23 protein-coding genes and 1 riboswitch are annotated in these 22,716 nt (G+C 40.4%); of the genes, 17 read left to right on the top strand and 6 right to left on the bottom strand.

From position 1 onward, the window contains the following. The first annotated feature begins 119 nt into the window (after nucleotides 1-119). Nucleotides 120-887 carry a DUF4377 domain-containing protein gene (locus tag HWV01_RS14275; RefSeq protein ID WP_211672178.1) on the top strand — a complete coding sequence of 256 codons (768 nt, stop codon included), beginning with the start codon at nucleotides 120-122 and terminating at the stop codon, nucleotides 885-887. Here the strand turns inward: HWV01_RS14275 and HWV01_RS14270 are convergent. Further along, complete coding sequence (locus HWV01_RS14270; protein WP_211672177.1) at nucleotides 884-1,234, bottom strand: PilZ domain-containing protein; 351 nt, start codon at nucleotides 1,232-1,234, stop codon at nucleotides 884-886. The genes HWV01_RS14275 and HWV01_RS14270 overlap by 4 nt on opposite strands. Before the next feature lie 229 nt (nucleotides 1,235-1,463). Between HWV01_RS14270 and HWV01_RS14265 the strand changes: the two genes are divergently transcribed. The 9 genes from HWV01_RS14265 to HWV01_RS14225 all read left to right on the top strand — a co-directional run bounded on the left by HWV01_RS14265 (nucleotide 1,464) and on the right by HWV01_RS14225 (nucleotide 11,101). Then, the gene (locus HWV01_RS14265; RefSeq protein WP_211672176.1) at nucleotides 1,464-2,135 is read left to right on the top strand and encodes a response regulator transcription factor; all 672 of its coding nucleotides are present in this window, start codon (nucleotides 1,464-1,466) and stop codon (nucleotides 2,133-2,135) included. Further along, a complete protein-coding gene (locus tag HWV01_RS14260) occupies nucleotides 2,132-3,529 on the top strand; it encodes an ATP-binding protein (protein WP_211672175.1) in 1,398 nt (465 codons plus the stop codon). Before HWV01_RS14265 ends, HWV01_RS14260 begins: the two co-directional genes overlap by 4 nt. A 252-nt stretch (nucleotides 3,530-3,781) precedes the next feature. After that, nucleotides 3,782-5,869: a TonB-dependent siderophore receptor gene (locus tag HWV01_RS14255; RefSeq protein ID WP_211672174.1), complete on the top strand. Its 2,088-nt coding sequence runs from the start codon at nucleotides 3,782-3,784 to the stop codon at nucleotides 5,867-5,869. Between the two features lie 115 nt (nucleotides 5,870-5,984). Further along, nucleotides 5,985-6,791 (top strand): DUF3450 domain-containing protein, encoded by an 807-nt coding sequence (locus HWV01_RS14250; RefSeq protein WP_211672173.1) that lies wholly within the window; start codon nucleotides 5,985-5,987, stop codon nucleotides 6,789-6,791. Beyond that, on the top strand, nucleotides 6,788-8,245 hold the full coding sequence (locus HWV01_RS14245) for a MotA/TolQ/ExbB proton channel family protein (protein WP_211672172.1): 1,458 nt from the start codon (nucleotides 6,788-6,790) through the stop codon (nucleotides 8,243-8,245). The genes HWV01_RS14250 and HWV01_RS14245 overlap by 4 nt, the downstream gene beginning before the upstream one ends. A 3-nt stretch (nucleotides 8,246-8,248) precedes the next feature. Beyond that, nucleotides 8,249-8,791, top strand: coding sequence for a MotA/TolQ/ExbB proton channel family protein (locus HWV01_RS14240; RefSeq protein WP_211672171.1), 543 nt, complete (start codon nucleotides 8,249-8,251; stop codon nucleotides 8,789-8,791). A 2-nt stretch (nucleotides 8,792-8,793) separates the two neighbouring features. Next, nucleotides 8,794-9,198, top strand: a complete 405-nt coding sequence (locus HWV01_RS14235) for a biopolymer transporter ExbD (protein ID WP_045109889.1) — start codon at nucleotides 8,794-8,796, stop codon at nucleotides 9,196-9,198. After that, nucleotides 9,198-9,812 (top strand): energy transducer TonB, encoded by a 615-nt coding sequence (locus HWV01_RS14230; RefSeq protein ID WP_075476497.1) that lies wholly within the window; start codon nucleotides 9,198-9,200, stop codon nucleotides 9,810-9,812. The genes HWV01_RS14235 and HWV01_RS14230 overlap by 1 nt, the downstream gene beginning before the upstream one ends. A gap of 44 nt (nucleotides 9,813-9,856) precedes the next feature. Further along, complete coding sequence (locus tag HWV01_RS14225; RefSeq protein ID WP_249185324.1) at nucleotides 9,857-11,101, top strand: lipopolysaccharide assembly protein LapB; 1,245 nt, start codon at nucleotides 9,857-9,859, stop codon at nucleotides 11,099-11,101. A 93-nt stretch (nucleotides 11,102-11,194) separates the two neighbouring features. Here HWV01_RS14225 and HWV01_RS14220 read toward each other — a convergent pair whose 3' ends face one another. Next, complete coding sequence (locus tag HWV01_RS14220) at nucleotides 11,195-11,602, bottom strand: hypothetical protein (RefSeq protein WP_249185323.1); 408 nt, start codon at nucleotides 11,600-11,602, stop codon at nucleotides 11,195-11,197. Between the two features lie 46 nt (nucleotides 11,603-11,648). Continuing rightward, entirely contained in the window at nucleotides 11,649-12,464 is an 816-nt protein-coding gene (locus tag HWV01_RS14215) for a sterol desaturase family protein (protein ID WP_211672169.1), read from the bottom strand. 199 nt (nucleotides 12,465-12,663) lie between these two features. On the opposite strand from HWV01_RS14215, the gene HWV01_RS14210 reads away from it, so the two are divergent. The 3 genes from HWV01_RS14210 to HWV01_RS14200 are packed head-to-tail and all read left to right on the top strand — an operon-like array spanning nucleotide 12,664 to nucleotide 14,787. Beyond that, the gene (locus tag HWV01_RS14210) at nucleotides 12,664-13,098 is read left to right on the top strand and encodes a hemerythrin domain-containing protein (protein WP_211672168.1); all 435 of its coding nucleotides are present in this window, start codon (nucleotides 12,664-12,666) and stop codon (nucleotides 13,096-13,098) included. Then, nucleotides 13,098-13,400 (top strand): DUF2249 domain-containing protein, encoded by a 303-nt coding sequence (locus tag HWV01_RS14205; protein WP_211672167.1) that lies wholly within the window; start codon nucleotides 13,098-13,100, stop codon nucleotides 13,398-13,400. Before HWV01_RS14210 ends, HWV01_RS14205 begins: the two co-directional genes overlap by 1 nt. Nucleotides 13,401-13,407: 7 nt before the next feature. Then, nucleotides 13,408-14,787 carry a hypothetical protein gene (locus tag HWV01_RS14200; protein WP_211672166.1) on the top strand — a complete coding sequence of 460 codons (1,380 nt, stop codon included), beginning with the start codon at nucleotides 13,408-13,410 and terminating at the stop codon, nucleotides 14,785-14,787. A 61-nt stretch (nucleotides 14,788-14,848) separates the two neighbouring features. On the opposite strand, the gene HWV01_RS14195 is transcribed toward HWV01_RS14200, so the two are convergent. Both HWV01_RS14195 and HWV01_RS14190 read right to left on the bottom strand, forming a co-directional pair. Further along, entirely contained in the window at nucleotides 14,849-15,871 is a 1,023-nt protein-coding gene (locus tag HWV01_RS14195; RefSeq protein WP_211672165.1) for a calcium/sodium antiporter, read from the bottom strand. A 103-nt stretch (nucleotides 15,872-15,974) separates the two neighbouring features. Continuing rightward, nucleotides 15,975-16,058, bottom strand: a riboswitch (yybP-ykoY riboswitch). Nucleotides 16,059-16,153: 95 nt separating this feature from the next. Beyond that, a complete protein-coding gene (locus tag HWV01_RS14190) occupies nucleotides 16,154-17,182 on the bottom strand; it encodes an endonuclease/exonuclease/phosphatase family protein (RefSeq protein ID WP_211672164.1) in 1,029 nt (342 codons plus the stop codon). A gap of 239 nt (nucleotides 17,183-17,421) precedes the next feature. On the opposite strand from HWV01_RS14190, the gene HWV01_RS14185 reads away from it, so the two are divergent. From HWV01_RS14185 to udp, 4 genes are all read left to right on the top strand, one after another. Continuing rightward, complete coding sequence (locus HWV01_RS14185; protein ID WP_211672163.1) at nucleotides 17,422-18,417, top strand: virulence protein; 996 nt, start codon at nucleotides 17,422-17,424, stop codon at nucleotides 18,415-18,417. Further along, nucleotides 18,417-19,712, top strand: a complete 1,296-nt coding sequence (locus tag HWV01_RS14180; RefSeq protein ID WP_249185322.1) for a DUF4056 domain-containing protein — start codon at nucleotides 18,417-18,419, stop codon at nucleotides 19,710-19,712. Before HWV01_RS14185 ends, HWV01_RS14180 begins: the two co-directional genes overlap by 1 nt. Beyond that, on the top strand, nucleotides 19,709-20,878 hold the full coding sequence (locus HWV01_RS14175) for a BamA/TamA family outer membrane protein (RefSeq protein WP_211672162.1): 1,170 nt from the start codon (nucleotides 19,709-19,711) through the stop codon (nucleotides 20,876-20,878). Before HWV01_RS14180 ends, HWV01_RS14175 begins: the two co-directional genes overlap by 4 nt. Nucleotides 20,879-21,086: 208 nt before the next feature. Continuing rightward, nucleotides 21,087-21,854 carry a uridine phosphorylase gene (gene udp, locus HWV01_RS14170; protein ID WP_211672161.1) on the top strand — a complete coding sequence of 256 codons (768 nt, stop codon included), beginning with the start codon at nucleotides 21,087-21,089 and terminating at the stop codon, nucleotides 21,852-21,854. A gap of 92 nt (nucleotides 21,855-21,946) precedes the next feature. Here the strand turns inward: udp and HWV01_RS14165 are convergent, their stop codons facing one another. Continuing rightward, nucleotides 21,947-22,612, bottom strand: a complete 666-nt coding sequence (locus tag HWV01_RS14165) for a glutathione S-transferase (protein WP_211672160.1) — start codon at nucleotides 22,610-22,612, stop codon at nucleotides 21,947-21,949. Between the last annotated feature and the right edge of the window lie 104 nt (nucleotides 22,613-22,716).

Genomic DNA, 22,716 nt, shown 5'->3' with positions numbered 1-22,716 from the left:
AGTCTTATGAGCGGGTGCGAGAATGGATGCATAACAATCCTCAGAGCTTGGTCAATGAGTTAAAGTCAGTTGTTATCTACATATCAAGTCTAGTGGAAAACGGAAAAAGGTTAATTAATATGAAATTTAAATTGCCAGTATCGTTATTATTAACGGGAATATTAAGCGGATCACTCATTGGGTGCTCAAGTTCAAGTGATAACGGTACGAACGGTGTTGCTGAAAATAGTGATGTAACGACGAATGAAATGTATTGGGTTGCCCCTGAACGCATAGCTTGCCAGGGAATTGTGCCTATGCAGTGCTTGGTGGTCAATCAAGTGATTGATGGCAAATCCAGTGAGTGGCAGTTATTTTATAACGATATTGCTGGTTTTGAATTTGTACCAGGGTCTTTTTATAAGTTGTCTGTGGCTAAGTCAGAAGTGGCAAACCCGGCTGCTGACGCGTCAAGTTTATCGTATACATTGATATCCGAGGTAGATAAAACACCACGTCATTATGCATCCCATACAATGTTAACTGAAAATAGAAAGTGGAACCTTAAACAACTTGTTGGCTTGGGTGGCGTTGATCCATTAATACTTGAGAAACCCGCTAATATTACTATTTCCGGAGATCGTTTGTCTGGCTTCTCAGGCTGTAATAATATGTTTGGTCAGGTACAGTATTTATTTGAAGATGAAAAATTGCAGAATACCTTATTAAAATTAGGGCCTGTCGGTTCAACGCTAATGGCTTGTGCAGATCCAAATGCGAATGCTGTAGAGCAGAAATTACAGCAAGCACTTGGTGTTGTGAACGCCATTCAAGTGCAATGGCCATTTTTAAATATGTATCAAAATGATGAATTGATGATCCAGTTTGTTGCCGAAGATTGGGATTAATCGATATTACACCTTAGTGCGATGCGTTCTATTAATTTGATTTCCCTGCTGAATTTAATAGCAAGTAAATCTTGATCTGGATCCCATCTCACTATTGTTGTTTTGATTACGTCAGTAAAATAGTTATTAAACTCCATAATTAAGTTTTCATCTACAGTGAATCTTCTTTTTGTTTTTACTTTTGCCAGTAATCCCGATTGCGATATGTTTTGTACTTCAATGGGTATTTTAAAAAAATCAAAGAGCCCTAACTTACTCACATACAAGACTGGGAATTGCTCCCAATAGTTAAAGCGTGCGTGTTCACGGCTAATTTTTAACGATAGGTCTTTTTTTACACTAAACATTATATATCCATATCTTTATGTATATTTGCAAACTAGCAAACGTCTGTAGCTGCCCCCTTCAAATCTAGTTTAAAATTAATGAAATAGCCTGATAAATTATAGGAAAAAAGCAATAATATGCTTTTTATGCTGTTGATTTGCATCAAGCCTAGTTGAATGTGTGTTGTACTTCAGTCTTTTCTTCATTAAAATACTAATACGAATTGTTATTATTAAGGTGTTTTTAACTGTGTCGCAAATTCTCATCGTGGATGATGATATACAACTGTGTGAATTACTCACTGAAGTTTTAATGGAAGATGGTTATCAGGTGCACAGTGTGCATTGTGGTGAAACTGCGCTAGATTACATACAGTCTCACCCTGTTGACCTCGTATTACTCGATGTCATGCTTCCCAATATTAATGGTTTGCAAGTGGCAAGACGTATTTGCCAGCGCTTTGCGACACCTATTCTAATGTTGACTGCATTGGCGGATGAAACGGCAATGCTTGATTGTTTACAAGCCGGTGCGGATCAATATATTGCGAAACCTTATCATGTACCTGAGTTATTAACGCGTATTCAAGTGATGTTACGTCGTGTTGGTTTAGAAAAGCAAAGACAAAACCTAGGTGGTGAAAGTTCAATCCTCACACAACTATCACGTCTATCACTGACTGGTACAGAAGCTGAATTACTTGAGTACCTGGTGTCACGTCATGAAATTGTGGTATCGAAAGGTGAATTGCAAAAACAAGTATTAAAGAAAGATTTATGCCCATTTGATCGTAATTTGGATATGCACATTAGTAATATTCGCCGAAAAATGGTGCAATCTGGTCTGTCTAAATTACATATTAAAACGGTACGCGGCAAAGGTTATAGTTTTTTTGAACACGTCGGCAGTATAGCGATATGAGCCTCGGGTGTGTTAAAACGGCAAGGCGATTGTTTTTTTTAGGTGATCGCCAAGGATTGGCATTTCGATTATTTGGCTATTTTGCGATTACCCTTGTCTTAATTCTTAGTCTACAGAGTGTCGCTGAGATGGCGTTGGTTCGCGTGCTGTTGCATCTGCCTGCAACGGTTAAAACTGAAATGTTGGATCTTGCTGAGCAGGCTAACCGATTACTTGATAATAAAGACAGTGAAGGGAATATCGATCGCAATAAACTTGCAGAATGGGAAGAGGCACAGTCAAGCTATTTATTTGTACTTAGCGATGATCTTGAAGAAGTGAGTACGCGTGTTATGCACCCACACTTTAAGTTTAAATTACGTTATATTCGTCCGCTTGATACAATTTTAGAGAATAAAGTGAATAAGCCTGTTATTGCATTACCCTTGCGAGCAGGCTACCAGCTAATCGTTCAGTTTTCCGATAAGCAACATCCGGCACATTACTTCCCTTATTATTTTGCGGCCATCCAATTTATTATCACTAGTATATTACTGGTTATATTTTCATTATTACTCGCACGACATTTACAACAACCGTTACAGCGTTTAAAAGCGGCGAGTCGCGGCCTTGCTGAAGGAGATTTTAGCATTCGGGCATCCCATAAAGTGGGTAATAGCGTGACCGAGTTTAATCAGCTTGCGCAAGATCTGGATGATATGGCTGAACATATTAATCATTTAATTGGTAAGCAGAAAAAGCTCATTACCGACGTCTCGCATGAATTAAGAACGCCACTCGCAAGGCATAGTTTGATCTTGCATTTATTACGTAAACGTTGTCCTGATGAGGTCGGTGATTTATTAGATAAACTGGATAATGAATCTGCTGAAATGAATAACCTTGTCAGTGAGATTCTGGAGTTTAGTCGCTTAGGGCATGAAAACGTATCGGTTAATTTGGTGCCAACACAGCTTGAATCCTTGTGTCAGATCCAGGTGATGCAGAATGAAATGGATTTAAAACCACAGCAATCACTGCAAGTTGAGTTGGATAATACGACGCCTATGGTACTTGCAGATAGTCGCTTATGTTTAAGATCGATAAAGAATGTGCTTGATAATGCGATTAAGTATGCGGGGGATAATGCTGCTATCGTATTAACTGTTAGTCAACAAGGTCAATATGTAGAGGTTGTTATCGCTGACGATGGCATCGGTATACCGGCACAGCAACTATGCCGTGTTTTTGATCCGTTTGTACGTATTGAACAAGCAAGAAATAAACAGTCTGGTGGTTACGGACTTGGACTTGCGATTGTAAAGGAAGCAATGCTTATCATGCGCGGTGAAGTCATTGCGGAACTAAATGTAAATAATGGCATCACGGTGAAATTACGTTTCCCTATCCAATAATAGCTATTAATTACTAATGTTTTATAAAAACGGCTTATTTCATATTGAAATAAGCCGTTTTTATATGCGTCACTGGTTGATAAGTATCCTACTTATCTGCTTCATTAATGTTTACATTTACTACGAATGCAAAGAATGTAAATTTGATGCAAATGGTAATGATTATTAATTAGACTCCTTTTCATTAAGTCGACCTACAGCGATAGGCGTGAAATTTAAATTAATGAAAAAATGAATCGGAGATAACGGAATATGTTTTGTAAAACTCGATTAGCTGTCGTAATAGCGACAGTACTTGCAGCGCCAAGTGCTTACTCTACTGAAACGGTAGAAACAGATGAGCACATGGAAGTTGTAGGTCGTGATTATGGTTATAAAGTTGATACAAATAGTACTGCAATGCGTGTTGAAGCTACTCAGCTTGAAACTCCAGGGCAAGTAACGGTTATTGATGAGCAGCTAATTGATGAGCAAAGAGCAAGCACACTAGGTAACGTACTTAAAAATGATTCAAGTATTTCTGCTGGTGGTGTAAGCCGTAACCGTGAATCGTTCAAGCTACGTGGTTTTGATTTACAAAGTAGCAGTGGCTTCTTGCGTGACGGTAAGCAGCATTGGTCGCATTACCGTCAACCGATTGAATTACTAGAACGTGTTGAAGTATTAAAAGGCCCTGCAGGTCTACTTTACGGTAAATCAGCGCCAGGCGGTCTAGTGAACATGGTGGCTAAAAAGCCAACTTACGATACCCAAGTTAATATTAGCCAAGATTTAGGATCTAATAATGATTCTCGTACTACTGCTGATGTAAGTGGTTCATTGAATGATGACCAAACATTACGTGCCCGTGCGATTGTATCTAAGCAAAGCTACGATTCATGGCGTACATATGGCGATGGTAGCACACCATCGACAGAACGCTTTGTTGGTGGTCTGTTTGTTGATTACGACTTAAATGACAAAGTAACTTTATCTGTGCATTACGATCGAACTAACGATAACGGCAGTGTTGATTCAGGTGCTTATATTAAAGACGGTAAGCCTGTACTTGGTGAAGAGCACATCTGGGATGCACAGTGGTCAACCATTGAAAATGACGTTGAAAATGTTGGTTTTGATATTGCTGCGCAACTATCTGATAACTTGAACATGAAATTAGGTTATAACAACCAAGATTTCAGACGTAATGATGTCGAAAGTGGTACAACAGCAGGAAGTTATGATTCTACAAATGGCTCTGTTAGTTACAAAGGGTTCGACCGTCGAGATCATTGGGTATTCAATACCGCATTCATTGATTTTGTAGGTGAATTTGATGCGCTAGGTATGCAACATCAAACATTAACCGGCGCTAACTGGCTAGGTTATTACTATTCGAAAGTTAGTTATAGTGGCAATAAAACGACTGGTGTTATTGGCGAGCCACTTGATAAAGATATTAATTACTCAAAGTCAAGTACCAGTTTAACTGAACGTGATTCATACGGTATTTATGTTCAAGATATGGTTACGGTTAACGACCAATGGCAAGTGCTTGCTGGTTTACGTTTTGATCGCGAAGTAAATAAAGATCACACCTATAACAATGTATTACCAAAATTAGGCCTTATTTATCATCCGAAAGATAATGGTTCGATTTACGCGACTTATTCAGAAAGCTTTGAGCCAAAAGATCCTGTTAGTACACGTTCTGATAAAAAAGATGTAAATGAAGGAATGGCGCTAGATCCTGTAAAAGGCAAGCTATATGAACTTGGCTCGAAATGGGAACTAATGGATAACCAGTTATTTTTATCGGGTGCGATTTTTGATATCACGCAAGAAAACGTTGTTATTGATCGAGACATTACGGACTCTAATTCGGTCTATGGTTCTGAAACAACACAAGCGGGTAAACAAGTTCACCGAGGTGCAGAATTCAGTGCTATGGGCTATGTAACTGAAGCATTATCATTAAGCGGTTCAATGACTTATTTAGATGCTGAAATTCATGATGAACTCAATGCTAACCTTGATGGTAAGCGTCCAGCGGATGTACCTGAGTTCTCTGCAAGTATTTGGAGCCGTTATTCTTTTGCTAACAATACAGATGTGAACTTAGGTGCTATCTATGTTGGTGAACGTTTTGGTGATGTAGAGAATACTTATAAGAAAGATGCTTACACGCGTTTTGATACAGGTATCGCTCACACCATTAATTACGATAAAGACATGGACCTCGTATTACGTTTCAACATCGAAAACTTGTTTGATACGGATTACTTAGCTGGTGGTAGTCAAAAGAAAACTATCATTGGTGAAGGTCGTAACTACATGGCTTCAATCCAATTACGTTATTAATAACATAATCTAAGCCTTCATAAACAGCAATAATCGACTCTTGGTTCCATAGATGTCGGTTATTGCTTTTTGTGGTTTTATTCCTTTTAAATTTTAATTCGAATGTTGATTAATTATGCTTTTAAATAAATCTTACTCTCTCGTTCTCGTGGCTGCACTGAGCAGTGCTACGTTTAGTCCTTTCGTGTTTGCACAAGCTAATGATAGTGCGCAAGCGATTGATCATGCACAAGCTCTGACTCAAAAAATGAATAATACGGCGGCTAGTAGCCAGTATAAAATTGATAATAGCGCAGATCGTACTTTAAGCATGCAAGCAGAAATAGAGCGTCTGCAAGAAGAAGTCGACAACTTAGCTGTATATCGCGACCATCTTGCTAAATTAGTTAACAATCAAAACCAAGAATTAAATAGCTTAGATGAACAACTGCAAGGTATTAAAACGACTCGCCAAGGCATAGTACCTTTGATGTACAAAATGCTGACTGGTTTAGATGACATCATCAATACCGGCAAGCCAATTAAAAAAGAACAACGCCTAGCACGCCTAGCAAAATTAAATACCATGATGGGTCAGGCTGATGTGAGCGATGCAGAGAAATATCGCCGTATTTTAGAAGCGTACCAAATTGAAATCGACTATGGGACTAAGTTGGGTGTGTACCAAAGTAAAATTACGCTTGCTTCATCAAATAACACTATCACAGTTGATCTATTACACCTTGGCCGTATCGCATTTGTTGCGCGCAGTTTAGATAGCCAGAATTATTGGCAGTGGCATGATGAACGTAAGGTATGGGTAACGGTTTCTGAACAAACAAATGATATCGATAAAGCCTTCAAAATGGCGAATAAACAAATTGCACCCAGCTTAATTTCTCTTCCAGTGACCACTGCGCAACGTGTAGGTAATGCCCAATGAAAACATATATTGCAATAAATCAAGCGAAGTCACTGTTAACGCAAGCATTGGTGTTTGGCGCATTAACCTTTAGTGCACAGTCTATGGCCGTTAATAATACGGTTGTGAATAATGAGGCTGATGTAGTCAGTGCTACATTGTTAAGCGACACAAAACAAGATAATAAACAGCTTACAAAAGCGTTAAAGCAACGAGAAGCTGGCTTTAAATTAACAGAACAAGAAATTAAACAGCAACGTCAGGCGTTATTAGCGCAACAACGTCAATTGCAAAATGAGACTGAAACGCTAAGCCAAGAGTTTACGCGTAACGAAGAAAAGTTAGCGAAACTAGAAACGCATTTACGGTTAGAAATCGGTAGTTTAGGTGAATTATTTGGTGTTGTACGTCAATCAGCAAAACAGTTAAATAGCGAAATTAGCACCGCAGTAACCGCGATTGATAGTGCAATGTTTGCGCCGATTGTCGCGGATGTGGTTGCAGCAAAAACCTTACCTTCAATGTTGCAGCTAACAGGATTGTGGTCAGCGTTATCAGAACAAATTAAAGCAAGTGGTGAAATCAAAACGGTGAATGTGGCTGTTATTGATGGCGCAGGGCAATTAGCAGATAAACAAGCCGTGCGTATCGGTAGTATTGGACTAGTGGGTGAGGAAGGTTATCTCACTTGGAATGGTGAAAAGAAAACCGCGACAGCTTACTTAAAGCAGCCAGAAAAAGGTCCTGTTGCGGCAGATCTTATCAATGCTGATGTAATCGGTAATATCCTTGTGTTGGACCCATCGCGCGGTGTGATGCTAGCGCAATTAGAAAATACCCCAACCTTAAAAGATCGTTTAGAAAATGGCGGTACAGTGGGCTACGTGATCATTTCATTGTTGATGGTTGGTTTGTTGATTGCACTGGTACAGGGCGTGAAGCTAATGCTTGCTCGAGGTAAGATCCGACAACAACTAGCGAACCCTAGTCTGATAGGTGACAACCCATTAGGCCGTATTCTACAAGTATACGTAGATAGCAATGTTAAATCGGCATTACATAATAGCACTGAAGCGTTAGAACTGCGCTTGATGGAAGTCGTGGTCGATGAGCAACAAGGGTTAGAAAAAGGCTTGTCGATGCTGAAATTGCTGGCTGCACTTGCACCTATGCTTGGCTTATTGGGTACAGTAACCGGCATGATTGAAACCTTCCAAGTGATCACGCAGTTTGGTAATGGCGATCCAAAAGTAATGGCTGGTGGTATTTCTATGGCGCTGATCACGACTGTATTAGGTTTAGTTGCAGCAATGCCGTTATTACTTGCGCATAACATACTGAGTACACAAGCCGATAATATTCGCGATATCTTAGAAAAGCAGGGCATTAGCTTAGTTGCAGAAGAAGCTGAAAAACTAGCTGTTTCAGCCGTTAATGACACGAACGTGACTCCTCTTACACAGCAAGTGGGCTAAGTTATGTATTTTGATATAACGTCAGTTGATTGGCTTGAAAGCGTCAATCAATTTATGCAACAGGGGGGACCAATACTGTATTGGCTTGCCGCAATTGTTATGTTGTGTTGGTTTTGCGTGATGGAACGGTTGTTGTATTTGTATTGTTATTTCCCTGCGTTACAAAGTGACTTGTTAGCACGTTGGCAAGTACGTTCAGAGCAAGGCTCATGGCATGCTCAAGCCATTCGGGCTGGTTGGTTGTTACAGGCGCAGCAAGCATTGCAGCAAAACCTCAGTTTTTTGAAAGTGCTGGTGGCTATTTGCCCTATGTTAGGGTTGTTAGGCACAGTGACGGGCATGATTAGTGTGTTTGATGTTATGGCGACATTAGGTAGCAGTGAACCTAAATTAATGGCAGCAGGGATTTCGTTAGCGACCTTGCCAACAATGGCGGGCATGGTTGCAGCACTTGCTGGTATGTTTGCTCATGCACGATTAACCAAAGCTTGTGATACACGATATAGCAGATTAGAAAAATTGTTAAGACTATCTATTAAGGAATGAATATGAGATTTAATCGTCGTTCAGCCGCGCGTGAAGATGCACAAATTGATATGACCTCGATGTTAGATATCGTGTTTATCATGCTGATATTTTTTATCGTAACAAGTTCATTTGTACGTGAATCAGGTGTGGAAGTTAACCGTCCTCAGGCAAGTCATGTGGTTAGCCAAGCGGGTGCTGGTATCTTTATTGCCATTACCGCGAACAATGACATCTATATTGATAAACGTATGGTAGATGTTGAGCGTGTACAGGCAACATTAGAGCACTTGTTACTGTCTCAACCTGATGCCTCTTTAGTTATCCAAGCCGATGAACATGCCTTCAATGGCACTGTTGTTAAAGTGATGGATGCGGCGAATGGTGCGGGTGTGAGCGGTATCGCATTGGCGGTGGAGAAGTCTTAATGTTACGTTTTTTACTGGCTGTACCGCTGGCTTTAGCGATGACATTAGTTTTGTTCACCGTAATGGCGTGGATGGTGGATAACGGCCATTCAGGTAAACCTGAAGCATCGACTGCACAAGCGTTCGACATTGTTATGGTCGATCAAGAGCGTGATGTTAACCGCCGTCAACGTGCGTTGCCCGAACAACCAAAAAATGCACCGCCACCCACAGACAGTATATCCGTTGCGAATGCAGAGGTTAAAGCGCTAGCATTACCTGATATGCCTGTACTTGGTATTGATATGGCCAGTATTGGTGTCGAAGTTGGCTTGCCTGCAATTGGTGAGTTTAGTGCTAACCAGCAAGCAATGCCTTTGTATCGTGTTGAACCGCGTTACCCATCACGCGCCATGAAACAAGGCGCACAGGGCTGGGTCAAACTGTCATTTACCATTGATACTTTGGGCCGTCCTATTGATATCAAAGTAATTGATGCGAAACCAAGACGTTTATTTGAAAAGTCGGCAATGAAAGCATTACGAAAATGGAAGTACCAGCCAAAGTTGGAAGAGGGGAAAGCGATCATGCAAGTTAATCAGACGGTCACCTTGGAGTTTAAATTAGAACGATGATTCATTATTTAAATAAGCTGAAAAGCAGTTGGTTGTTTGTCCTAATGTGCTTTTTTACCTCATCTGCCTATGCTAATCAGCCACAGTTAACACAATTTATTGCGGGTAAGATCCAGGCCGCGCAAGCGTTACAGCAGCAAGAACGCTATACAGATGCAATTGAGTTGTTAACTGAACTTACCCCGAGACAAGCGTACGACCAAGCTTTTGTACAACGGGTATTGGGTATATTTCATTGGCAGCAAGAAAACACCGACCAAGCGGTTAAGTACTTATCATTGGCCGTTGAAAGTAAGTTATTACCAACGGAGCAGGCTTGGATTACGCAGCGAATGGTGGCGGATATTTTACTTAGTCAGCAAAAATATCAACAAGCGTTGCCGCATTACTATGTTCTTGTTAATACGGCTGCAGACAGTGACAAAGAGAGCCATAAAGCGGTAACGAAACGCAAGAAAAAAGCATCAGATATTAAGACCAAAGAATTCACGGAGTTGTGGTTACGTATTGCCCAAACCCATTATCAGTTACATGAATGGGAGAAGGTACTCAGTGCGGTGGGGTCATATGAAGACTTAAATACGCAAGGTGACCAAGTCCAGGCGCTGAATCTACAACTGACGGCGCAATCTCAATTGCAACGGTGGCCTGCTGCGATTGATACATTAGATCGTATTATTGCTGTTGAACCCGATAAGTTATTGTGGTGGCAACAGTTGGCAGGTTTGCAACTGCGTACTTCACAGCCACAAGCGGCATTAACAACATTGATTTTAGCGCAGCGCCAAGGGCTCGCATTAAGTGAGCAAGAGCGTCGTACTCTGGCGCAGCTATATGCACAGCAAGGTATTCCTGAACAGGCAGCGCGTGAATTAAATTTGTTAGTCAAAGATATAGCTGACAATGATAAACGACAAAAAATGTTAGTTGAGCAAGCACAATATTGGCAGATGGCGAAAGAGTGGAACAAGGCCATTAGTACATGGCGTGATGTGGTTAACTTGTCTACAGATGATACTGCAGAATATCGCTGGCCATTAGCGCAATTGTTATTACAGCAGGGGAGTTATAAGGCTGCGTTGGCAGAGTTAAATCACCCTCAAATTAAGCAGGGTCGAAGTAAAAAGAAGCAAGCAGCAATTGAACTCGCCAAAGTGAGAGCTTACTATAAACTTGCGCAATTTGATCGTGCGATTACCCATGCGAAGTTAGCCCAGCATATCGCCCCATCTGCAAGTGCGAAAGGCTGGATTAAATACTTACAACAAGTACGTCTGATAAATAGTTAGTGCCTACTGTCTCGACTTACGTTACGTGTCCATAAGCGTCTAATTGACCCTGTACCATCGAAACGATGATGCAGGGCTTTTCGTTTTACCTTTCTAACTTCTTAATAAAGCTAATAATGCCATTTCAATAAGTTGCGTATCATTGAGCTGCTTATATTTATCTTGTTGCTTCAATGTTTCAAGCATATTTTTGTGTGTTTTACTGAGCTTGAGATAGTGACTATTGGCATCTAAAGCGGCTAAATTTTGAGTTTGCAATGACTCGGTGATAATACGTAAATACGCAGGGCGTAGATGAGCTGCTAATATTTCCAAGTATTGTATAGGCGCTTTGCCTTGGTATTCTGTCACGGCTATTTGAATATCAATCGATACGTTATTATCGATAAAGATCTCATCGAGCTGTTTGGTTGCGATATCTGCAGTCACTTTACGACTGAGTTTACGTGCGTCATCGTTAGAAATCGCTGGTGTTGTTGAAGTGTTTGTAGAATGAATCACGTAATTAGTACCTTTGAATGTTGTCATTACTATTATTTAATATCGTTTATTTGTTTCTGAAGGGCTGGGTTAGCATCCGCTGCACCTGACATTCCTTCGTGTCTCGAAAATAAGGTAAACCGATCTGCATTTGCTGATGGCCTAATTTGGGTTGTGCTTGATAACTGCCAAACAGATGATCCCACCAGGGTAGACAAAAACCAAAATTATGATTGGTTTCGTGACCATTTACAGAGTGATGAACACGGTGCATATCAGGCGTGACTAAAATGTAGCACATGTAGCGGTCAATCTTAGCTGGCAGCCTAATATTACTGTGATTAAACATGGCGGTCAGATTTAATAATAACTCAAATAAAACGACGGCGATAACGGGTACACCAAGTGTGATGATCACTGCAATTTTTATTAGCATCGATAGGATTATTTCAATTGGATGAAAACGGATAGCTGTAGTGACATCAATATCAAGATCGCTATGGTGCATTCGATGTAAACGCCATAGTACGGGAACCCGATGAAATAATCTATGCTGGAAATAAATTGCGGCATCGAGCAATATTATCGCGAAAATTATAATTATAAATGTGCTGATTGAGCCGTTTAAGTTGGTAAAATATGTTATCCCCCACAGCTGTCGCTCGGCAAGTAAGGCTGCATCGATAGCCAGAAATGGCATAAGTAACTTTAGTACTAGGTTATTAAGCATCACGATCGCGATGTTGTTCCCCCAACGCTGGACTTTTGAAACGGCTAGCGGTCGTCTGGGTTGATAATGCTCCCAAATCGATAATAGTATAAATAAGCCGATAAAAGCAGTTAGGCGAAGCGCATTGCCGTTAACAATAAACCAGTCGTTCATCTTAATTCCTGCTGAGTACCTCTGAAGTTGTTATTGTGCGTGATAAAAGTGGGCTTGCCAAGTTCGGTGGTAGTGACTAATTTTTTAAAGTCAAAATAGCCCAGTCTTTTCTTTTGAATAGACATATATCAATTACAGCGACACGGTCGCTCAGTACTATGGTTGTTATATTGTTACTGTTTCTTATTCTGAGGCTTTTATGCACACGATTCCTGATTTTATGACTGCACAGCACCGCCATTGTGATGATTCTTTTATTGCTGCTGAATCGGCAGTATCGGCAACAAATTGGACGGAAGCGGCTAGTCAGTGGCTTATATTTACAACCGATCTTAAAACGCATCTAGAACAAGAAGAAAATATTTTATTTCCAGCGTTTGAGCAAGCGACTGGCATGACGATGGGGCCAACGCAAGTCATGCGTGCTGAGCATGCTCAAATGCGTCAATTGATCGCAGAAATGAATCAACAACTGTCTTCGCAAAATAAAGACGAATTCTTAGGGTTATCTGAAACCTTAATGATCCTAATGCAACAACATAATATGAAAGAAGAGCAGATGTTATATCCAATGACACAGGCTCACCTTCCAGATGCGGATACGGTGCTAAAGCAAGTCAAAGCATACTCATAATGACGAGTCATTTACACCTTATCCGGCTTGATGTCAGTGAGTTAGAAGCGCCTGAGCCAATGCGACAAGTATTAGTTGCCTTGGCGGCATTATCTCATGGACAGTGTCTGATTATTTACCACCGTAAAAATCCCGTCCCGTTATACCCCAAATTAACAGCGCTAGGGTTTGTCTACCGAGTTGATATTGATAACAAACACAGTAAAAAGACCTGTGTGGATGACTATTGTGAAGATTCATCGGTTGTTATTAAGGTCGCTTTTAAAGCAGATGAATTAGAGTTAGCGGCATTAATAGGATGAAAAAATAATGAATCTCGTGGGATTAGATTTTGATAAAATACCGACATTTTCAGTGCCCATGAGGTTCTTTTTTGTCGCACCTTTATTTGCAATAATCAGCGCATTGATTATTGGTTTTGCAGGGGAGTCTATGTGGTTTACACGATGGCACCCTGCAACGCTCGCTGTTACCCATGCTATTGTGCTAGGGGTTATTTCTATGATTATGTGCGGGGCCATTCTACAGTTATTACCGGTATTGGCGGGCAAGTCTCTGCCTAAAGTAAAGCTTATATCAACACTTACGTTAGTGACGATGTCTGTGGGAACCATCTCGTTAATTATTGCATTTTTAGCGAGTCTGTTTGGGTTCAACAACAGTCTATTTTTTGCCCTTGCTGGCGTGTTGTTTACACTTGGATTGGGAGGGTTTATCTGTGGGGTATTATGGTTGATTAGGCTGCGCAGTCAGGTAAGTTTTTCAATAAATACGATACGACTAGGCTGTATTGCCATGTTAGTTGTTGGCGCTATCGCAAGTTTACTTTTAGCGGATTATTTATTCGATAGCCAATTCAATATGGTTAAACAACTTACCGATAATCATGCTAGTTGGGGGTTGATCGGCTGGATTAGTTTAGTGATTATTGGCGTTAGTTTTCAGGTCTTACCCATGTTTCATGTAGCACCTGCATTCCCATTGTGGTGTACTCGTTATCTACCCGGTTTTCTGTTCATCGTATTGCTGCTTTATACATTACTGACATTCTGTATGACACAACTTGATCTTGTCGATATTGCTATGTGGCATCTAACACAAGCTATTTGCATTGGGTTATTAAAGCTAGTTCTAATGGTATATGCAGTGACAGCCATTAACTGTTTATCCAGACGTAAGCGAAAAATTAATGATATCAGTGTAACCTGTTGGTTAATCGCATTAAGTTGTTTGTTACTTTGCTGTACTATTAGTTTGGTAATGAGTTTAATTATGCATTTTGTACCGGGTAGTGAAGATTTTTTGCTGCGTCTCGGGTGGTCACCGTTGACGCTAGCGTCGGTGTTTATCTATGGTTGGATATTAAGTGTGATCATGGCCATGATTATCAAAATCATTCCTTTTTTGGCATACCTGCACTTACAACGTCAATGTGGATTTCATATGCAGGCGTTCTCACTATTACCTAATATGCATGAATTATTAAGTAAATCGCGTATGCAGTACTTATTATATAGCCATGTGTTTAGTTTATTTTCGTTGAGTCTCACGTTATATAATCCTGCGAATTACTGGTTATTATCCGTAGCGATAATGGGACAGTTTGGATATTTATTGTTTTTGATGGTCAGCGTGAGTGGTCGTTATCGTGCCAGAGCTAAGGCTATTGATGAGGCGTTATTAACGTAACGCATCAAGCGAATAGCTGATGCGTTAAGATAGTTTTAAGCTGTAAAACTTAGATGTAAATTTATGATGTAAAAAGTACCCAGCTATACCCAATAAACATAATTAACAACACGGCACCTGAAAGGCGACCAAAACGGTAGTTCAGTTTACTGTCTGCTGCGATAGCTTCATCGGATTGTTGTTCTGGTGTCAAAGCTGAGCGACGTTTAGTCACCGCTATATAAGTCATGGTGAATGAGATAACCATGAATGCTGTCATGATAGATAACATTGGTACATCACGCGTTAAGACTTCAACTGGCAGTTGCAATCCATCACCAATTAATCCTGGGAATGCTAATACACCTAATAGGTTAAAGGTGTTTGAACCAATGACAGTCGCGAATGCAATTTCAGGCATACCACGGCGAACACCAGCGATAGCAGCGGCTAGTTCTGGTAAGCTCGTACCAAATGCAACAATCGTTAGACCAATCAACAAGTCGCTAACACCCATCGCTTTCGCAAGTTGCACACTACCCCAAACCATGATTTGTGAGCTGATTAATAGCATGATCAGCATGGTGATAGTTTCAACTAATGCTCGATTTTGGCTTACATCTAAAAACTCTAGCTCGTTCTCAACATCTTCGTCCGATGACGATTTAGCGAGGTATACACAGTAAAGTGCAAGTAATAGGAGCAGGATAAGACTGTCCCACACCGTAATTGAGCCATTTGACATTAACGCGATTACAGCAATAAGTGCGACAACTAGAATCGGTAATTCACGTTTAATGAAGCGTACTTGAATAACAAGCGGCATAAATAAAGCACAAAGCGCCAGCACTAAACCACAGTTAATGATGTTGGAGCCGATAGCATTACCGACAGCAAGACCTTCTGCACCATTAAATGACGCAATTGCGCTTACGACTAATTCTGGGAATGAAGTACCGAAGGCAATGACGGTCATACCAATAAACATGACTGACACACCAAACTGTTTGGCTAATGTTGATGATACTAAGATAAGACGGTCGGCACTTACGGTAAGTAAAATGAAGCCAACTAACACTGCGATGATGGGTAATAATAAAGACATAGGGTTCTCGTACGAGGGCATTTAGACATAAACAAGCGACACCCTGCCCTCGAAAGTAGGTGTTTACTTGTTCAAGTCTCATCAAACTTAGTTTCGGATTATTAATCTCGAACTAGATTGAATACACCATGACCTGTGGGTCAGTTATGTTGATGTACTCCCTCACTTGCGTGAAGCGACTACTCCCTCGAATAGATTAGCGCATTATAAGATAGAATTGGGCTAACGCAAGCATAATATGTAATTGAATTACAGAATGATTAAATAGCACTTATGTAAATGCTAATTTCTCAATTGCAAATTTATTTGTACAATTGCATGGTCGGTACTTTCGCTGTCGCGCTCATAGATAGGGTTAATCAGGTGGCGATCATACGTGTGATAATCGCTAACTTCATAGAGGCTTCGCTGATATTCGGCATTAAACTCACACGACAGTAAGATGTAATCTAATACCGAGCCTTTGTTGTAAAAGTAATGTGTCGCGGGACGGGGGAGTTGTGTACAACTGGCGACCGAGCCATTTGTTGCATGCTGATATAAATGCCAACTGTCTTGTAAGCTAAATAGCTTAACAATATTTTGTGCTTGTTGATCTGAATTGAAACGTAAGGTATTCATAGTTAGGTGCGATAATATCCCATCGCGGTCATTATCTAATACGTCGTTAAAGTCACCCATTAACATCATTGGATTGTTAGTCGCTAGTCGACGTTGGATCATTTGTTGAAATAGTAAAGCAGCTTCTGAACCGCGCTGTATCGATGAGCCCCAACTTCCGCACATTTGTTTGGTAAAAGCATCGAGCACAGCTTTGGTTGTCGCCAGTTCATTATCTTCACTTTCTAGCATTGGCCGTTTAGATTTAAAGTGCACAACATAACAATCCGTTGTACCTAGGTGTGGCAATTCAATACTGGCGCGCAGTGGTTTACGGCTAAATTGATATTCTGATGATAGCCCCATGCTGATGGCAAGATCGGTATCAGGCATGACGGCTGTGATATCTGTTATTGGATAGCGTGATGCGATAGCCACTACTGGACTGCGAAAAATATAGTCTTCAATAACGTCGGCGCTATCGACCACTTCAAAATACGGGTAATCACATTCAGCAACTAATGCTTTTAAAGAGTCAGGACTAAACACTTCTTGAAAACCGATGACATCAGGCTGATGCACGGAAAGGTAATCACGTATCCACTTCTGCTTTTTCTGCCATTGTTGCTCGTCATAGATTCGATCAAAGTCATAACAAGCAAACGGAGGTTCAATGTAGTTGAAAAGATTAAAGGTGGCGATTTTTAGCATAGGTAAGAAATACCGGATATAGAGAAAATAACAGTTATGGTTATAACAAGCTTAGTAGGATGGGGCAAGTAAGTTTTACGTCATCATTGATATACATAAAGTTAACTAGCTTTTTATAATTTAATTAATGAGCTATTACTGTAATTTACTGTAAGTTATTGTAATTGAATGATCTATGAATTGTTTTCCAAAATGTGTTTGTTAGACTTCGCGCCTTATTAGTCTTAAGGGGTAGGATAATGAATAACAACATGCATTTCACTATAGCAATGATAGCATTTATCAGTAGCTCACTCTCTGTATCCGCCAATGAGGATCTACTAATCTCTACAGATCTAGATTCAGTCAGTAGCAGTAACGTGAAACATATCGTTGGTATTGAGAAAACAGAGGCGTTATCGACAGCATTAACTCCAGATGAAAGAGAGCGACTTTGTGTTAAAGAAAATGATCGATATGAACGCAACTTTCCTATCTGGGCTCAGGGCGCGATCGATTTAGGGTATGAACTACCAAAACCGTATGGTTTTAGTATCTCCTATATGAAAATGGATCAGCCACTGGTTGTAGATTCAGTTGCCTTTAGTGGTATTAGCACGAGAATTGATCAATTCGTTAAAATCGGAGTATCGACAGCGAAACAAGAGTCTGAAACTCTAACACTACGCGGGGATGTTTGGGTTCTACCGTTTTTAAATGTGTACGGCATTCTTGGTTCTACCCAAGGCAGCAGTACAGCTATGGTTAGTCCGGTTATTGATTTGGGTAGATTGGGTGATAAAAAAATTGGAACATACGCTTTTGAATTGGACTTTAGTGGTATTACTTACGGCGCAGGTACAACGATAGTTGGGGGGATTGATAATTGGTTTGCATTACTTGATGTCAATTATACAAATACTGCATTAGATATTCTCGATGGCGAAATTAGCTCTATTGTCGTTTCTCCACGTGTTGGCTATCGTTGGAAATTCAAAGGCCATGATATGCAGCTATGGACTGGCGCTATGTATCAGAACATAGAGCAAACATTCGAGGGGAACCTGAGTGACATAGGTGTTAGGCTGCCGGGTAAATGGGGTAATGGTAAGTTTAAAGTTGAGCAACACCTTGAAGACAAATGGAACACGTTAATTGGTGGGCAAGCGCAAATTACTCATAATCTTGATCTGCTTATGGAAGCTGGTGTTGGTACTCGCCGTAGTGTGTTGCTTAGCCTAGGGTATCGTTTCTAATGACTACATCTTTTAATGTTATGCGCCCTAATGTGATACAACTGGTTAAAGTGGCAACTTTCTCGTGTGGCGTTATGTTGTTAATTGCTTGCAGCCAACATTGGCAGGTTCGCTCATCGCCTACAGATGCTGCGGTTGCAGAGGCATTAACGGCGCAACCTGATAGAAGTGTACTTGCAAGTACCGAATTAAATGGTTTTTCAAGCTTAGCTATGCCTGGTGATGTAAGACCTTGCTGCGCTTTTGGCAATGCACAAAAAGTCAAAGTCGGTACATTACAAGTGCCATTCTTCCGTTATGCTAATACACTTGACGCTAATGATATTGGCGCTCATGCTTTTGATGCTGGTCCATTTAGCTATGTAAAAGCATCTCCAGACGGTAGTCGTAGTGGTGAAAATAATGGTCAAATTTATACTCGGCTGGGTGGTTTCATCGATTTAGCCCATGTACGTGATACTGCTGATAACACAATTATTTTGTTTTATAAAATTTATAAGCAATTAGGTAAAGAAGTCAAAATCGAGTTGCCGCCTGAAATTGGACCCCGTTACATCCAATTGAAATCCTTTAATATTGAACAGCTTGAACCATTACAGCGCTGGAATCTGGCTGCTGATATGGCGGCAAGGTTGGGCTATTTAATGGCTGAGTCTCATGAAATAGCGCAATGGCATGGCTACCGTAGCTGGGCGCTCTGGTCTGAGGAAGTATCAGCTTATTCGCCTGAAGACATCTACTCAAATATGCTTGGTGCTAAGATCGCAGTTGCGTTAATTAGTAATAATTTAGCTATGAATCAAACTTTATTTAATCAGCACATGAATGGCTGGTTAACAGCGGCAATCAATAAGCTTGAACCAGTAACAGCAGAGCAGACGGATGCACTGTTTGATGTGATTGACGGCGATTGGTGGGATTCAAATGAACCACTGCCAAATAAGTTTATGCTATTAAAACGGCATTATGCTTTGGGTGATGTTCAGTCCCCTTATTTAGTTGATAAAAAAGCTGCACAAGCGCATGCTCATTGGCCTTTACTCGCGCCACTCTACCAGCAAGATAATGAAGCTAAACAGTTATCTCTACCACGTTACAGTCAGGGGATTGATATAGATGAAGTAGCAAAACTCTGGTTATTTATTGATGATAAGTTTAAAGCTAACTTTAGCCATATACCTGCAGATATGTGGTCAAATGGTTTTACCAATGAGTTCTTTTTAGCATTGTCTGCATATAATCAAATTGAAGATGACAAACAGTTAAAAGCCAAGCGCTTAAGTGATAAGTCATGATGCTTTATCTAGCAAAGTTAAAGTCATGGTTAGTGTTCTCTAGCTTAATATTGTTGGTGATGGGGCAGATAGTTTACGCGGATGATAGAACTAGCGTTGAGCAAGCAGGCTGGATTGATGGTTTATTAGAGAACCTTGGTGCGGATGGCGAGTATAACCAAGATAAGGTGATTGATTTTAGCGTGTTGCCTGGACCTTTTTATAACCCGGAAATGTTACTGGGTGTTGGTGTCTCTGCAATTGGGCTTTATCAGGTAGATAAAAATGATCAAGTGAGTCAGCTATCGTCATTAATTATTAATGGTTTTGCTTCTGCTAATGGTGCGCTGGGTGTTGCTGTCGAAAATAAAACATTTTTACAGCAAGATAATTTACGATTTTATGTTGATGGCATTATTGCTAATGCACCTGAAGTATATTACGGCCGTGGTTATGATGAAAATAGGCAAGATGATAATAAGGTGACATTTGATAATCAACAATTATCACTAGCACCTTCGTTACGAAAACGTATTTCTGTGCAAAGCTTTATTGGCATTGGTATGGATTTTAATTATAGCTCTGCTAATGATATTGAAGGCGGAGAATCGATAGTCGATAGCGGTATATTGATGGAAAGTAGTCGTAGTGTCGGAGCTAACTTACTCGTTAATTTTGATAGTCGTGATCGGGTACTAAGTCCGAGCTCGGGGCGTCTTGTCGAATTTGATTCCAAGTGGTATCGCAAAGAGTTTGGTAGCCAGAGTGACTTTTATGTTCAATCGTTATTATATAATGAGTACCTGAGCATTGGTGAGAGTGGGGATGTATTAGCTTGGCAAGTCCATGGTCGTTTTACCCGAGGTGACGTGCCCTGGGACCAGCTCTCAGCTCTCGGTGGTGGTGGGTTATTACGTGGTTATAACTCGGGGCGCTATCGCGATGAGCAAATGCTATTGGCGCAAGTTGAATACCGTTTAAATCTGCCTGGTCGTCATGGCATGGTATTTTGGACTGGAGCTGGTGGAATTGCTGAACGCCTTGATAAATTATCAACAGATGAACTACTACCAACTGCGGGCGTAGGCTATCGATTTGAGGTTAAGCCTAAAGTTAACCTACGTTTAGATATGGGTTTTGGAAATGGTGATTCGGGGTTCTATTTTAATGTTAATGAAGCCTTTTAAGCATATTTATTAAAGCGGTTTAACGGAATTAATGAAAATACTAGTAAGTATTGTTTATAGATATGACGGTGAGTGAAATATAATAATCTTATATATGAAACCTGTGATTGTTATCACTTTATAGCTAAGCCTACTGCATTATCATTATTTTTTAATATTTACCGCTATTTTTATGTTGGCGGTTTTATCCGGTTTTAAGGAATATGTTATGACTACTGCAAATGTTTTTCACCTTGGTATCAACAAATTAGATTTGAAAGGTGCCGAATTGGCAATCATTCCTGGTGATCCTGCGCGTGTCGAAAAGATCGCACTGCAAATGGAAAACCCACAGTTTTTAGCAAGTCATCGTGAATACACTGTTTATTTAGCAGAATTAGCAGGTAAGAAGGTTGTTGTATGCTCAACTGGTATTGGTGGTCCTTCTACATCGATAGCTGTTGAAGAACTTGCCCAGCTAGGTGTGACTACATTCTTACGAGTGGGTACTACTGGCGCAATTCAAGAACACATTAATGTTGGCGATATGATTGTGACTACTGCATCAGTACGTCTTGATGGTGCTAGTTCGCATTTTGCACCAATGGAATTCCCAGCGGTTGCTGACTTTGCTGTTGCAACAGAAATGAAAGCTGCCGTTGATGCAGAGGGCATTAAAGTGCACATGGGCGTTACAGCATCAAGTGATACTTTCTATCCTGGTCAAGAGCGTTACGATACATTCTCGGGTCGTGTTACTCGTCGTTTCCAAGGTTCAATGCAAGAGTGGCAAGAAATGGGTGTTCTGAACTTTGAAATGGAATCAGCAACTCTCTTTACTATGTGTGCAAGTCAAGGTTTAAGAGCTGGTTGTGTTGCTGGTGTTATCATTAACCGTACTCAAAAAGAGATCCCTGACGAAGCGGCGATGAAGCTCGTTGAAACAAGGTCTATTAAAATCGTTGTCGATGCTGCACGTCGTATGTTGACTGTATAAACTATATTGTAAATAATTAGACTCAATATTTCGTTTGGGTTAATTAAATTTCAAAGCCAGACTACTTAGGTAGCTCTGGCTTTTTTGTTTGTCTAACTTGCAGATGCAAAATACACGGCTTTATCGCCAGCAGACCACTGTGGATATTTGTACATAATATCAGTAAACAGAGGTGAGCTTGTGTGTTGTGTTAACCATGTGCGTAATTTAGGGTAGGGAGATTGCGCAAACCAATCTTTGTCCACACTTGCAAATTGGCGGATGAAAGGAAAAATGGCAATATCAGCTAGGCTAATCTCTTCGTCAATAAGATTACTGTGCAATACTAGCAGGAGTTCTAACTGATTCAGGAAATGGCAGCCTTGTTCGCGATACACTGCTTCAGTATATTCTGGATGGCGATCTGCGTATTTATATTTGTCTAAAATGGCTTTAAATTCGTTATCGTTTTCATCGATCAGTGAGGTGATCTGTTTTTGTAATTGGGGCTGATTCTTACGAAGCCAATTATTGCTGTCGTTTTGTGATAGCGCCCACTGCATAATATCGCGACTTTCATCAATAATCTGTTTGTCGTTCGTGACAAGAACTGGCACTGTTCCTTTTGGAGAATAAGCTAACAAGCTTGTTGGTTTATCTTTTAAAACTACTTCTCTTAGCTCAACTTCAACTTGGCTATAACGAATAGCTAGTCGTGCTCTCATTGCATATGGGCAACGTCGAAATGAATAGAAAACAGCAGGGCGGTTAGCTCTCATAAATAGGTTCCAGAATCAAATATTTAAGGTCAATAACGTAAGATATCTCGATTTAGTTACAGTATCAAATACTCACGTGAACATATATTAAAATGATGGATTAA

Source organism: Moritella sp. 5 (assembly GCF_018219455.1).
GTDB lineage: Bacteria > Pseudomonadota > Gammaproteobacteria > Enterobacterales > Moritellaceae > Moritella.
The sequence above is the reverse complement of the archived record's forward strand: the minus strand, read 5'-3'. Positions and strand labels throughout refer to the sequence as shown.